We start from the raw sequence: 14,505 nt of genomic DNA, 5'->3' as shown, positions 1-14,505 counted from the left end.
TAAATCCAGATTAATTTACTGTGTTAAAAGCACTATAATATCGTTCCCAAAACACAACTGGACCAGCTATCCATACAATATAATATTATATAACTTTTTTTTAATTTAGTACAGTGGTTATGCTATCCACTTTTCTACACGTAAATAATATAACTTGTCTATTGTCTGCCAGTTTTTTTAAATAATTGATTGTGTTTGCCATCCTTCTATCATCCAGTTGTATAAATGTATCGTCTAATATTACAGGAACCTTTATAGTATCAAAGGCTATTTCAATAAGACCAAGCCTTAATGCAAAATATAATTGATCATAGGTTCCTCCACTCAGATACTCAGCACTCTTTAGCCACTGATCTTTACTATCATATACATTCATATCATAATTATCGGACACTTTAATATCGCTGTAAGCATCAGCAGTTATCTGCTTCATTATCCTACTTACACAACTGTTAAGTTTAGGACCGAAATTCATTTGTAACTCGTTAAATGCCTCAGTAAGCGTCTGTTTTGCAATATCTGCATTTTTATTTACTTCCTCCAGCATAACGAGCTTATTTTTATTTGCAATGATTTCCTCCTCTATTGAACCTAAGGAGAGTGCTGAACTTTCAGTATCTAACTTATATTTTATCTGCTGCTTCCGTTTTTCAAGCTCGATTAATTCGCTGCTGACGCTGTTAAGATTAGCCTCCAGTCTATCTCTATTCATATATCTTGATCCTTTTTTATATTTTATATTACTTATTATATCTTCAGGTAACTGCTCCGATATGTTTTCCATTTCCTGGGAAATATATTTTATACTTCTCCCGTGTAATAAATTAGTCAGTGCATAATCTGTTTCCTTACATACATCAATCTTTTTCTTAACTTTATTATAAGTTTCCTGAATATAATCCATTATACTTTCATCTGCTATGGAGGATGGAACTATAAAGTTGTTATACATTATAGCAATGTCTTCTTTAATATTATTAATTTCATTTATTCTCTCATTTATATCTTCTAAATATACTTTTCTTTCACTTTCAATTAGCTGCTTTTTGCTCTGAAGCTCTCGAAATTCCTTTAATCGCTTGTGAAATTCCTCCATATCAGCACAACCGCAGCTAGTTAATAGATAATTAAAATATTTATCTATAGAAAAATTATCTTCTTCGTCATCTGACTGGTCTACGCTTTTTTGTTTTTTCAGATTGCTTAAGTAGTTTATTAAAGCAGATATAAATGACAGAAACGGCAGTATTGCAAAGGCAGCAAACTGTTTGTTTATATTAGCTGCATACAGAACTGCAAAGAATACAGCAATAATAAGCGCCGAACATAGCATTATGAATTTCATTTTATTCTTAGTGCCATAGCTATTATTGCTGCCCTTTTCTAATTCCCGTAACTTCTCTATTTCTCTTTTTTTACTAATTAGATTATTTACCTTTTCTTCGAGATTAGGTCCCAATTCGTGAAAGCTGGCATATGCTTCTTCTTCTATTTCTATACTCTTTATTCTGTTTTCAATATCTTTAAGCTTTCCATTTACATAATCATAATTTTTTTCTCGTTCCTTTAAAATAGAATTTGCTTCTCTAAGTCCAGATATATCATATTCTATATCTTCAAAATTATTTTTGTAAAACGAAGATTTTAAATTATTCATTTCGCTAATAAGCTCGGTTTTGCTGCTGTATAATTTTAATATCTCATTATATTCATAATATAAATATAGTTTTTTACCTAATGCAATGTCTTCGTTTAATTTTTTAATTTCATTTCTGCGCTGCTGAATCTGCTTCGATAAGTTTTTTTGTTCTTCAAGCAGTGTCAAATTTTTCTCATTAACACTTAACGTCTCAATTTTCTTAGTATTTAGCTCATATATTCTGCTTCTGATTTCATCAATTTTTCCAGTCTTCCTTCCGCCGCTTAAGTTCTTTATTATGTTATCAAGAACATTTACTGCTTTATGAAACGATAAATTTTCATCACCGCTTTGTCCTATATTTAATAGTCTTCCCATAATCTCATCATCTTTATCTCTGGCAAACTGAGCCCCTAATTGTTTTATAAACATAGTTTTTTCAAAGGTTTCTTCATTAATACCAAATATATCTTTACCTGGGCATGAGCTATCAATACCTGTTGCCTGTTCTCCATTAATATTATTATATACATTACATATATCCTGTTTTTTTACTTGTCCAAAACTTCTCTCAATAACATACTCATTATTTAAATCATCACAAAAAACAATCTTGCCTGCTGCCCTCTCACCATCCCAGGGTAAATATTTTTTTCTGATGTTTTCACTAATATTTTTCTTTTGTGAATTCATGCCATAAAACATAGCTTTTATAAAATTCTGAATGGTACTTTTTCCAGCTTCATTTTCTCCATATATAATATTGAGGCCTTCCCTAAAATTCAATTCATATTCTTTTAGTTTGCCGAATTTCTTTATAGTAATAGATTTAATAATCATTTGTTGTCACCTCTTTTTGCTCCAACACATCAAGTCCTAAATTAAGAGCCTTAAGCAAACTTATCTTTTCATTTTCATCTTCTTCCAGTTGTATTTTCTGAAGCATCTTCTTTACAAATATACCTCTTAGTGTATATTCCTTCGATATAGCCTCATAATCCACCTCGAAATCTGTTTTATCAAGCAGCTTAGCATAATAAAATTTTCTAAGCAGCTTTTCTTCAAGTATGCTTTTATTGATTTTGAATTCTTTTTTTATGCGACCTTTTAAAACAATCTGGCATAGATTTTGACTCATATTTTGTATTGCTTCGCCAACATCTTGATATTCCATATTCTTTTCTATTTCGTCTATTATTTTTGTCATAATATTATCGTAATTTTCTGCCCCTGTTATATCAACTTCATAAGTTAGATAAACTCTTTTACATGTTTTAACAAATCTTAAGTCAGCATGTCCCTTATATATTTCTCCTACTAATACACCTTTGTCACCCTGCTCATCAAATCCCCTGCCTTCAGGACAACCGCTGTATGCCCACAATGTATCACCAGATTTGTTAATTCCTGAATAGCTATGTATATGTCCTAATGCAAGGTAGTCTAACTTCGAATTTGATATATGTTCAGTAGTTACAGCATTGTAATCAGATATATTGCTGCTGGCAGTAAAATCACCATGGATACACATTATATTAATGCGATTTTCATCTGATGCCTTAAAATTATTAAGAAAAGACTCCCTTTCATAACTTTCAGAAAATGCTCTGCCGTACACATCAGCATTTAATTCGTCATAACTGAAACACTGCATCTCAGTTGTGAATATATGCACGTTATCAGGCCATATGATATCTTTATAAAAACTTCTTTCTGTAAGTGCATCGTGATTACCTGGACTTATAAATATCTGTGTTTCTGGTATACTGCAAAACTTATCCCTAATATATGTTATAGTTTCATATCGTACCATTGTGTTATCAAACATGTCTCCAGCAATCAAGATGAAGTTAACTTTCTCCTCTTTAGCAAGTTCTATTATGCTGCCTAAGTTCTCTCTTATATCTTCCCTTCGCTGCTCTGCTTTTTCTAAAGTTAAATCGCTAAAAACAGTATCAAAATGAAAATCGCTGCAATGTAATATTTTTACGCTGTTCATTTGTCTCCTCCCATCTTTCATTTCAATAAAAAGGGACCCGCATCTAAAGCCGAGTCCCCAAATTATATACGAACCAAGAGCAAAGAGTAAAGTGAAGGTGGCAATCGTCTACTTTGGAAGCCGATTTCATCATATAGGATTCTCTGTGTTTTATTTCGTTTACGTTTTTGCGATTTAGGTTACGCGCTGGGACTTAGTTACGTTTAGAAAAGGTTAGTCATAGAAATTCTGCATAGCAGAATTTCATCTATCTCTTTTCTCTTTTCTCTCTACTCTTTGCTCTTCTACAAAGCTTTCTTAACTATATCATGAACTATCTCTGTTATATTTTTCTGTTCCTCTCTAGATAAATTTTCTACATATATAGGCTCATGAAATATTATCTTTGCTTTATTTCCTCTAACTTTATTTCCAACCTCTAATACTCTATAGGTACCATCTACTGTAAATGGCACTATAGGAACATTTGCTTTAAGTGCTAGTTTTAAACTTCCTCTCTTAAATTCTGCTATTTCACTTTTAAGACTTCTTGTCCCTTCAGGAAACACAATAACTGAATATCCTGCTTTTAGATTCTCAACTGCTTGATTAATTGCTTTTATACCTTCTCTGGGATTATCTCTATCAATAAATACCGAATGTGCTTGTCTCATCCACCAAGCTACCGCCGGCAATTTGCCTAAGCTCTGTTTAGCTATGAAACCTGTTATGCTTTTCATGCACGGAAGTACAGCAAATACATCAAAAATCGCTTCATGATTTCCAGCAAAAACACAAGCTCCTTCCGGTATATTTTCAAGTCCTGAGACCTTTAAATCAGTCTTTGATTTTACAAGTACATGTGTGCACATAATCTTAAAAATCTTAAAGGCATATGCATCTGCTTTTTCAGGCTTAAATTTTCTTAAGAACATAATTTTAGGTGCGAAGCAAACTGTTTTCATAAATACATATAATCCAAAGTAACAATACCATAAAAATTTTATCATAAATCATACCTCTTTTTAAAACAAATTTGTTATCATATTTAGACACTCCGTGGTATGACCACATTAAGTGCTGACGGTATCATAGAAATTTTTGCGTGCTTTAGCTGAACTATTTCACCATCTATATTAAAAAGCATATTTCTTTCAGCACTCACTTCAATATTTTTAACCTTTCTGAATACCGCTTCCTTTAGCCCCTCATGCTTTCCCAAAATTGCTCGAGGCATCAACATCAATATTTTAAATAAGCTAATATTCTTTACCTTGCATATTTCGAAATATCCATCATTAAGTTCTGCAGAAGGTGCTATCTTAATGCCTCCGCCATAATATTTTCCATTTGCTATAGCAATGAAAAGAGTATTCTCTATCTCTTGAGTACTATCTAAAAGTATTTTCATTTTCATAGCTTTATATTTAAATATAGTTACAAACACGCTTAGCAAATAGGCAAGTTTTGACGGAATCCAGCGTTTTCTTTTAAAATACTGAGCTCCATAAGCTATTTCGGCATCTAAGCCTATAGATGCTATATTTATAAAATACCGTTCATGATCTATACATCCTATATCTACAGCCTTATCAGTTCCGTTTATAGTTCTCGTCAATATGTTTTTTCTAAAATTACCGCTTATCATGCTTCTTACAAAATCGTTTCCGCTGCCACTTGGAATTACAGCTAAACTGCTATCGGTTCCTACTATTCCATTTAGGACTTCATTTATTGTGCCATCACCACCTATAGCATATATCCTGCATTTGCCTTTTTCGGCATATCTTCTCGCAATCTCAGTAGCATGTCCAACTTTTTCTGTAAGCTCAATAATATACTCTTCATTTATGTTCATAAACTTTTCTTTAATAATAGGTATATATTTAAGCGTTTTTCCTTTCCCTGCTTTAGGGTTAATAATAAATATATGTCTCATTTCTATCACCATTATTTTATAAAATATACTTCTCACAACAAAAATAGTATATCTTATATCCCGTTAATATTCAACGATATATAGAGAAGGGTAGGAAGTGATTTCCGTGGGCTGGAAAATGCCTCCTCCAACCACTTCCTACCATATGCCGACTCTATGCATTTACAAAGTATTATTCCTACGAAAAAGAAGATTACTTTTTCATTCTACTTGGTGAAAGCACGCTTTCATGAACATTTCCTATGGATAAAAGGCTGCCGTACTAATTTTTAGTGCGGCAGCCTTGACATAACACATTTATATCTTACTAATTAAATCTCTAATAATAGCTTCAGCTTTCTTGACATCAGCTTTTCCTTTAGTCTGCTTCATGATGTAGCCAAACATAGAGTTGATTGCTCTATCCTTACCAGCCTTGATATCTTCAACCGCTTTTGGATTAGCAGCAATTGCTTCCTTACATAATTTCGTTAAGTCCTCATCTGAAATGCCTGCTAAATCTTCTGCTTTTATGAATTCTTCTGCAGATTTACCACTTTCCAGCATCTGCTGCAGCGTACTCTGTGCCATTTTAAAGTTGATTTTTTTATCATCCAAAAGTTTTACAAGTAGTGCAAATTGTTTCGCGGAGATAAGAACCTTGAAGAGTTCCTTATCTTCCTCAGTATTCATATTAGCATAAATCGTACCGGTAATTAGGTTTGAGGCATTTTTTACACTTGCACCTTCAGAAGTAGCTTCTTCAAAGAACTCAGCAACACGTCTGTATTTGAATATGAGTTTTGAAGTTGCTTCTGGCAGCTCAAGCTCATTTATATACCTCTTTAACTTATCAAAAGGCAGTTCTGGAAGTGATGCTTGAATTTTATCAACTTTATCCTGAGAAACTTCGAAACGTATAATGTCCGGATCAGGAAAATAACGATAATCATCAGAATTTTCCTTCTCACGCATTGGAGATACAGAATCTGATACATCATCATACCTCATAGTCTGCTGAACTATAGTTCCGCCTTCCTCCAAAATATCAGTCTGTCTCTCTATTTCAGCATACATAGCCTTTTGAATATAATTAAGCGAGTTGATGTTTTTGGTCTCCGTCCTTGTGCCAAATTCCTTCGTACCTGCTTCACGTAACGATACATTAACATCACATCGCATGGAACCTTCCTGCATCTTGCAATCAGAAATTCCTACATATCTCATAATTAACTGCAGCTTTTCAGCGTATTCTTTAGCTTCTTCCGGAGAAGAGATGTCTGGCTCTGATACTATCTCAATAAGCGGAACTCCACCACGATTATAGTCAATGTAAGTGTAACCATTCTCATGAACTAGTTTACCTGCATCTTCTTCAATATGAATACGTGTAATACCAATTCGTTTTCCGCTATCCAGCTCAATATAGCCATGTTCACAAATAGGCTCATCATACTGTGAAATCTGATAAGCCTTTGGCAAATCAGGATAAACATAATTTTTTCTGTCCATGTGAGAAATGTTATTAATCTTGCAATGTACTGCAAGACCTGCTCTTACCGCATACTCAACCACCTTTTTGTTTAAAATCGGCAAAGAACCCGGCTGACCAGTGCAGACTGGGCAGCAGTGAGTATTCGGATCTCCTCCAAATTGAGTTGTACAGTTACAGAAAATCTTTGTTTTAGTTGCCAGCTCAATATGAGTTTCTATACCGCATACTAATTCATATCTCATATTCTGACACCCCCTTCATAAATGCCAACCTTGTCTTCCGAATTTTGTTCATAGAAATAAGCCATATTTAATATTGTTGCTTCATCAAATTTCTTGCCTATAATCTGCATACCTATTGGAAGTCCCTTCGCATCTTTCCCGCAAGGAACGGAAATAGATGGGATGCCTGCAATATTAATAGGCACAGTACAAATATCAGAAAGATACATTTCAACAGGACTTGCGCCTCTAAAATTCAGTGGAAATGCAGTATGTGGTGCAGTAGGTGCAATTAACACATCACATTTCTCAAATATATCATTAAATTCTCTATTAATTTCTTCACGTATGACAATAGCTTTCTTATAGTATGCGTCATAATAACCGCTGGATAAAACATAAGTTCCAAGCATTATACGACGTTTTACTTCATCACCAAATCCCTCGCTTCTAGTCTTATAAATCATATCATCAATGCTATCGTAGGAATCTGTACGATGGCCGTAACGGATACCATCATATCTTCCAAGATTAGAGGAGGCCTCTGCACAGGCGATTATATAGTAAACTGGAAGTGCTAGTTTTAGTGCTGGAAGTTTAATATTTATTATTTCAGCACCATTCTTTTCAAACAGCTTGATTCCTTCAAGGATCTGAGCTTTCATATCTTCATCAATACCATCGAAAAATTCCTCTGCTACACCAATCTTCTTTCCCTTAACGTCCTGATTTAAGCCTTCTAATATATTGCCATAGTCAAATGCTTTACTTGTTTGATCACGCCTGTCAGCACCTTTTATTGCATCAAATACTATGGCAGCATCCTTTACACTGTAAGTTAGAGGACCAATCTGATCTAAAGAGCTTCCGTAAGCTATGAGTCCATAACGTGAAACTGCACCATAGGTTGGTTTAAGTCCTACAATACCACAGAAAGATGCAGGCTGACGAACTGAGCCTCCGGTATCAGAACCTAGTGCATATGCTGCCATATTTGAGCACACTGCTGCAGCTGATCCACCAGAAGAACCTCCAGTTACGTGAGCGGTATTTCTTGGATTTAAAGGTGCTCCGTAGCAGCTTGATTCAGAAGTACTTCCCATGGCGAATTCATCCATATTAGTTTTACCTAGAAGTACAGCTCCCTGTATTTTTAATTTTTCCCATACTGCTGCATCATAATAAGGCTTAAATCCGTCAAGAATCTTGGAGCAGCAAGTAGTTAGAAGGCCATCGGTGCAAATGTTATCTTTTAATGCCATAGGAATACCGCATAGTGCAGAAGCTTTACCTTCTTTTAACATCTTGTCAGCAACATCGGCTCCCTGAAGTGCAGTTTCAAAGGTAGTATGCACATAAGCATTTAAAGTTGGATTTGTTTCTTCAATCGATTTTATATATTGCTTTGTCAGTTCAACGGAAGATATTTCACCGTTATGAAGTTTTTGTGTTAATTCAGAAATTATTTCTCTCATTTTTTATTCCTCCTAACGCTGAAAAATCCGTCTTTATCTTCTACATTAGACACAATCTTTTCATTAGGCAGGGATGGAATCACTTCATCCTCGCGAAGATCTTCAAAGGAAATAAGCTGAGAACCAACACTTCTGAGTTCATCTGTTCCGCCTTCCACAGACTGATTAATCGTATCAGCAAATGCAATAATTTCGTCAAATTCATCTGCAAACTTTTCAAGTTCGTCATCAGAAAAGCGCAGTTTAGAAAGCTTAGCAAGCTTTTCAATTTCTGTTTTCGTTACTGCCATAGTTAATCTCCTTTCTACAATCGACGATTCAGCTATAAACAAATTAAGATTCGTAAATAGATAATAGATAAGAACTAAGAATTAAAAGCTATTGAAGAAATTCAGCTTAAAAGCTGAATTTCCATCTAAACCCTTACTTATTCTTAAATCTGATTATGACTGAATCGGATAATCAATTATTTCCTTACCTTAATGTGAACTTCACGGAGCTGCTGCTCTGTTACTTCGTTTGGTGCACCGCACATAAGATCCTGTGCACTGCTGCTCATTGGGAAAGCTATAACCTCACGGATGTTTTCTTCGTTTCTAAGAAGCATAATCATACGGTCAACACCTGGTGCCATACCAGCATGAGGTGGAGCTCCGAACTGAAATGCATTATATAAGGCTCCGAATTTATCTTTTAAGGTTTCCTCATCATAACCTGCAATTTCAAAGGCTTTTACCATTACTTCCATGTCATGGTTTCTAACTGCACCAGAGGAAAGTTCTATACCGTTACATACTATATCATACTGATATGCAAGTATATCTAACGGATCTTTTGTAGTAAGTGCTTCTAAACCACCCTGCGGCATTGAAAATGGATTATGCGTAAATCCAATTTTACCTGTCTCTTCATCGATTTCGTACATTGGGAAATCATTAACATAGCAGAAACGATAAGCGTTCTTCTCGATAATGTCAAGACGAACACCAAGCTCATTACGAATCTGTCCTGCATATTTATTTGCAAGGTCTTCAGTATCAGCAATAAAGAATATAATATCCCCTGCTTCCAGATGCGCTAAATCCAATAACTGACTCTTCATTTCCTCTGGAATAAATTTATCAATAGGTCCCTTGTAAGATAAATCTTCTTTTACTTCAAGGTATCCAAGTCCGCCCATTCCAATAGACTGTGCAAATGTCAGTAACTTCTCATGAAAACCCTTTGACAGCTCTGCATGAACCTTAATAGCCCTTACTGTCTTGTTGTGAAAAGGCTTGAAGGAACATTTCTGGAAAAAGTCAGAAAGATCAATAATACGCAACGGATTACGAAGGTCAGGCTTATCAGTACCAAATTCAAGCATTGCCTGCTTGTAGCTGATGATTGGATAAGGTGCTTCAGTAATTTTGTATCCTTCTGGAGCGAACTTCTTGAAAGTCTCAGTTAACACTTCTTCTCCTGTACGGAACACATCCTCTTGAGTTGCGAAGGTCATTTCAAAATCTAATTGATAGAATTCTCCAGGAGAACGATCAGCACGAGCATCCTCATCACGGAAACATGGCGCTATCTGGAAATACTTATCAATACCTGATACCATAAGCAATTGTTTAAACTGTTGAGGAGCCTGCGGCAATGCATAAAATTTACCTTTATATTTTCTTGATGGAACAATATAATCACGTGCGCCTTCAGGAGATGATGCACTCAAAATAGGAGTTTGAATTTCTATAAATCCCATACCTTCCATCTTCTGTCTCATAAAACTTATAACTTGAGAACGAAACAAGATATTATCTTTGACTTTACGGTTTCTTAAATCAAGATAACGATATTTCAAACGCACATCTTCACGGATTTCTTTTGAAGTAGCTATTTCAAATGGCAGCTCTCTATAAACTTTCCCAAGAACAGTAACCTTATGCGCCTCAAGTTCTATGGTTCCTGTTGGAATACTAGGGTTATAGGTTTCCTCGTCACGCTTCTCAATAACACCTTCTATAGATAAGCATTCCTCTTTTTTGATTCCTTTTAAAAGGTCAGTATCTCTAAATACAACCTGCATTACACCATACATATCACGTAAGTCTATGAAAGATACTCCTCCATGATCACGGATATTTTCTACCCATCCGGCTATCTTTAGTTCAGATCCTATGTCGCTTTCGGAAATTTGGTTCATGATTTTGCTTCGATAAATTGGTAACATTTTTTTCTCCTTTCCTTCTTTAAACACTCTTATTTCGGATGAGCAAAATACTGCTAATTTTTTGTATAAAAAAAGCTGCTCGCCCAAAAATATAAAATTTCAGGACGAACAACTGTATATTACATTACATGTCCGCGGTACCACCTGATTTACTGTCAACGCAGTCTCTCTAGTGTTGCCATTCTCACGCTTGGCTTACGGCATCACCTACTTGTCAAAAGACGTTCAGATTGCAGCTGGTAAAGTGTTATTCGCATAAATTCATTTTGCAGGGTTTTCACTATCTCCTGCTCACTGTGAACGATAATTTATGTTACTCCTCTTCGTCGTTGCTTTGCAAAAATTATATTACAATTTATGAGGTTTTGTCAATACAAAAATATTCAAGTGCCAGCCACGTGACATTTTTATTTAAATAAATATATACTTATAATTCGCAATTGACTTACACATATTATGTATATATACACCATATAAAATAGATATAGATAAGGACTTCTATAAATAGCTTTTTTATCCATAGATATATTGCTTAAAGACCTTCCCTATGATATAATCATCTCATAAGGGGAGTAGCTTAAAGCATGAAACGCTTGAACTATCCGTCATTTCGGTAAGTTACCCGGATAGTGAGCTCTTATATTTTAGAGATAGCAAGACCTTTGTTCTATTTTATATAGAACAAAGGTCTTTTTATATTGTTTTTTATACATACAAAATTATATTAAACTTAATGAAAGGTGGTAACATGATGTGGTATAAGAAAGATACTGACACCATAGTAAAAGAATTAGAAACAGATATTATTAACGGACTATCATCTGAAGAAGTAAAAAAAAGAGTTGAGAAGTTCGGAGAGAACAAATTGGCTCAAAAAGGCAAAAAAAGCCTTTTAAAGATGCTCTTTGCTCAAATTAATGATGCAATGATATACATCTTAATTGTAGCCGCCGTTATTTCTTTTGCTTTGGGTGAAAGATCAGATGCTATTGTAATCGCTATTGTAATAATTATTAATGCGGTTGTGGGTATAATCCAGGAATCCAAAGCTGAAAAGTCCCTTGAAGCATTGAAAAAGCTGTCTACCCCTAAAGCAATTGTAAAAAGAAATGGTGAAATGGTTGAAGTAGCTTCAGAAGAACTAGTGCCTGGGGATATTGTAATTCTAGACGCAGGACGATACGTTCCTTGTGATTTAAGGCTTATTGAAACAGCCAATCTAAAAATTGAAGAATCTGCTCTCACTGGTGAATCAGTTCCCTCTGACAAAGATTCTACAGTAATTTCAGATGAAAATGCGGTACCATTAGGTGATCAGAAGAACATGGCCTTCATGTCAACTCTTACAACCTACGGAAGAGCTGTTGGTATAGCAACTGGTACAGGAATGAATACTGAGATTGGTAAAATAGCTAAAATGCTTGATGAAAGTGAATCTGAACTTACGCCACTTCAGAAAAAACTTGCTGAACTAGGAAAAATTCTAGGTTTTGGAGCATTAGGAATATGTATCGTAATGTTTATTGTAGGTATAATTCAGGGAAGAGAACCTTTTGAAATGTTTTTAACTGCAATAAGTCTAGCCGTAGCAGCTATTCCTGAAGGACTTCCAGCTATTGTTACTATAGTGCTTGCTGTTGGCGTACAGAAGATGATTAAGCAGAATGCTATTGTAAGAAAGCTTCCTGCTGTAGAAACTTTAGGAGCTGTAAATATAATTTGTTCAGATAAGACAGGTACCCTTACCCAAAACAAAATGACTGTGACTAAATTTTATATTGATAATCAACTTAAACCTGCTTCTGAACTAAATGTAGATAATACTTCTGAGAAATTGCTTTTAGACAATATAATGCTTTGTAATGATGCAACCTATACTGGAAGTTCACAAACTGGTGATCCTACAGAAATCGCTCTATTAGCAATGGGAGCTAAATACAATATATTTAGAGATGACCTTAATAAACAACATGAACGAATTGATGAAATTCCTTTTGAATCTGACAGAAAACTTATGACAACAGTAAATAAATATGATGATAAATATTATGTAATGACTAAAGGTGCGATAGATAATTTGCTTAAAATATGTTCTTCAGCGCTGATTAATGGTGAAGTCGTGAATCTTACTGATGATGTTAAAGCATCTATTATGGAAAGTTCAAACAAAATGTCTGATGATGCATTAAGAGTTTTAGGATCAGCCTACAAGATTCTTACATCAACTCATATTGATATAGATGAACTAGAAAGTCAGCTTACATTTATTGGTCTCGTAGGAATGATAGATCCTCCAAGAGAAGAAGTCAAAGACTCAATAAAATTATGTAGAAGCTCTGGAATAAAAACAATAATGATTACTGGCGATCATAAGAACACTGCCTTCGCTATAGCTAAGGAGTTAGGCATAGCAGAAGATGAATCACAGGCTATATTCGGTATGGAACTGGATAATATGTCTGATGAGGAACTTGCTTCTAAGATTGATAATCTTAGAGTATTTGCAAGAGTTTCACCTGAGCATAAGGTTAAGATTGTAAAAGCGTTCAAAGCAAAAGGAAACATCGTATCAATGACAGGTGATGGTGTAAATGATGCTCCTTCTCTTAAAGCCGCTGACATCGGCGTTGCCATGGGCATTACTGGTACAGATGTTGCAAAAGGTGCTTCTGATATGATACTTACAGATGATAATTTTTCAACTATCGTATCTGCTATAGAAGAAGGTAGAAATATTTTTAACAATATAAAGAAATCTATAATATTCCTTCTTTCATGTAACATTGGAGAAATATTGGCTCTATTCGTATCAATCCTTATGGGTTGGAGTGCTCCACTAAAGCCAATACATATACTATGGGTTAACTTGATTACCGATACACTACCTGCACTTTCACTTGGTGTTGATCCTGGTGATAAAGATGTAATGAAAGAAAAACCACGTGATCCTAAAGAGAGTTTATTTGCTCACGGTACCGGCATAAGTGTTCTGCTCAATGGTGCACTTATTGGATTTCTTACCTTAGCTGCCTTTATAATAGGAGCTAAAGTTTACACTGGTGAGACGAGTATATTCCCTCTTTTCCCGAAGGATATACACCCTAACACCCTTACACATGCACAAACTATGGCTTTTGTTGTTCTTAGTGTATCTCAGTTGTTTCACTCACTTAACATGAGAAATCCTAAAAAATCAATATTTCAATTAGGAATATTTACAAACAAATACCTTATAGCTGCTCTTTTAGTAGGGATATTCCTTCAAGACGTAGTAATTACAATACCTTTCCTTAGAAACATATTTGGTGTATTTGACTTAAATATGAGAGACTGGCTGCTTGTAGGTATTCTGTCAATCATACCTCTTGTTGTTAATGAAATTTATAAGTTATTTAGACGAATAGCACAGAGAAGTTAAAAGAGTAAAAGTAAAGTTAAAGGTGAGAGTTAGCACCTGGTGCGTTTTCAGCCGCCAGAGATAACTCTCACCTTTTATAATATTATCCAGAAGTTATTAAGTTGCTAAACGTAACGTAAGAGAAAGCATAGGTTGCATTTTTCAGCCAC

General features: G+C 34.7%; 9 protein-coding genes. 1 reads left to right on the top strand and 8 read right to left on the bottom strand.

Features of this window, described 5'->3' with window-relative positions; genetic code table 11:
• Positions 1–100: 100 nt before the first annotated feature.
• The 8 genes from CLORY_RS10890 to aspS form a co-directional block, all read right to left on the bottom strand.
• Positions 101–2,479 carry an ATP-binding protein gene (locus tag CLORY_RS10890; RefSeq protein ID WP_079424215.1) on the bottom strand — a complete coding sequence of 793 codons (2,379 nt, stop codon included), beginning with the start codon at positions 2,477–2,479 and terminating at the stop codon, positions 101–103.
• Positions 2,469–3,638, bottom strand: a complete 1,170-nt coding sequence (locus tag CLORY_RS10885; RefSeq protein ID WP_169911592.1) for a metallophosphoesterase family protein — start codon at positions 3,636–3,638, stop codon at positions 2,469–2,471. The genes CLORY_RS10890 and CLORY_RS10885 overlap by 11 nt, the downstream gene beginning before the upstream one ends.
• A gap of 284 nt (positions 3,639–3,922) precedes the next feature.
• A complete protein-coding gene (locus CLORY_RS10880; protein ID WP_079424211.1) occupies positions 3,923–4,627 on the bottom strand; it encodes a lysophospholipid acyltransferase family protein in 705 nt (234 codons plus the stop codon).
• 38 nt (positions 4,628–4,665) lie between these two features.
• Complete coding sequence (locus CLORY_RS10875; RefSeq protein WP_169911591.1) at positions 4,666–5,556, bottom strand: diacylglycerol/lipid kinase family protein; 891 nt, start codon at positions 5,554–5,556, stop codon at positions 4,666–4,668.
• A gap of 297 nt (positions 5,557–5,853) precedes the next feature.
• Entirely contained in the window at positions 5,854–7,272 is a 1,419-nt protein-coding gene (gene gatB, locus CLORY_RS10870; RefSeq protein ID WP_079424208.1) for an Asp-tRNA(Asn)/Glu-tRNA(Gln) amidotransferase subunit GatB, read from the bottom strand.
• On the bottom strand, positions 7,269–8,726 hold the full coding sequence (gene gatA, locus CLORY_RS10865) for an Asp-tRNA(Asn)/Glu-tRNA(Gln) amidotransferase subunit GatA (RefSeq protein ID WP_079424206.1): 1,458 nt from the start codon (positions 8,724–8,726) through the stop codon (positions 7,269–7,271). Before gatA ends, gatB begins: the two co-directional genes overlap by 4 nt.
• Positions 8,723–9,016 carry an Asp-tRNA(Asn)/Glu-tRNA(Gln) amidotransferase subunit GatC gene (gatC, locus tag CLORY_RS10860; protein WP_079424203.1) on the bottom strand — a complete coding sequence of 98 codons (294 nt, stop codon included), beginning with the start codon at positions 9,014–9,016 and terminating at the stop codon, positions 8,723–8,725. The genes gatA and gatC overlap by 4 nt, the downstream gene beginning before the upstream one ends.
• A gap of 176 nt (positions 9,017–9,192) precedes the next feature.
• The gene (aspS, locus tag CLORY_RS10855; protein ID WP_079424196.1) at positions 9,193–10,938 is read right to left on the bottom strand and encodes an aspartate--tRNA ligase; all 1,746 of its coding nucleotides are present in this window, start codon (positions 10,936–10,938) and stop codon (positions 9,193–9,195) included.
• A gap of 751 nt (positions 10,939–11,689) precedes the next feature.
• Here aspS and CLORY_RS10850 point away from each other — a divergent pair.
• Positions 11,690–14,356 carry a calcium-transporting P-type ATPase, PMR1-type gene (locus CLORY_RS10850; RefSeq protein WP_079424189.1) on the top strand — a complete coding sequence of 889 codons (2,667 nt, stop codon included), beginning with the start codon at positions 11,690–11,692 and terminating at the stop codon, positions 14,354–14,356.
• Positions 14,357–14,505 lie beyond the last annotated feature (149 nt).

It is taken from the genome of Clostridium oryzae, assembly GCF_002029235.1.
In the GTDB taxonomy this organism is placed as follows: Bacteria; Bacillota; Clostridia; order Clostridiales; family Clostridiaceae; genus Clostridium_AE; species Clostridium_AE oryzae.
The sequence above is the reverse complement of the archived record's forward strand: the minus strand, read 5'-3'. Positions and strand labels throughout refer to the sequence as shown.

What these genes read in the sequence shown, in the direction of transcription:
- aspS (WP_079424196.1), bottom strand. Translation starts at nt 10,938, where the DNA reads ATGTTACCAATTTATCGAAGCAAAATCATGAACCAAATTTCCGAAAGC.
- CLORY_RS10875 (WP_169911591.1), bottom strand. Translation starts at nt 5,556, where the DNA reads ATGAGACATATATTTATTATTAACCCTAAAGCAGGGAAAGGAAAAACG.
- CLORY_RS10890 (WP_079424215.1), bottom strand. Translation starts at nt 2,479, where the DNA reads ATGATTATTAAATCTATTACTATAAAGAAATTCGGCAAACTAAAAGAA.
- CLORY_RS10885 (WP_169911592.1), bottom strand. Translation starts at nt 3,638, where the DNA reads ATGAACAGCGTAAAAATATTACATTGCAGCGATTTTCATTTTGATACT.
- gatA (WP_079424206.1), bottom strand. Translation starts at nt 8,726, where the DNA reads ATGAGAGAAATAATTTCTGAATTAACACAAAAACTTCATAACGGTGAA.
- CLORY_RS10880 (WP_079424211.1), bottom strand. Translation starts at nt 4,627, where the DNA reads ATGATAAAATTTTTATGGTATTGTTACTTTGGATTATATGTATTTATG.
- gatC (WP_079424203.1), bottom strand. Translation starts at nt 9,016, where the DNA reads ATGGCAGTAACGAAAACAGAAATTGAAAAGCTTGCTAAGCTTTCTAAA.
- CLORY_RS10850 (WP_079424189.1), top strand. Translation starts at nt 11,690, where the DNA reads ATGTGGTATAAGAAAGATACTGACACCATAGTAAAAGAATTAGAAACA.
- gatB (WP_079424208.1), bottom strand. Translation starts at nt 7,272, where the DNA reads ATGAGATATGAATTAGTATGCGGTATAGAAACTCATATTGAGCTGGCA.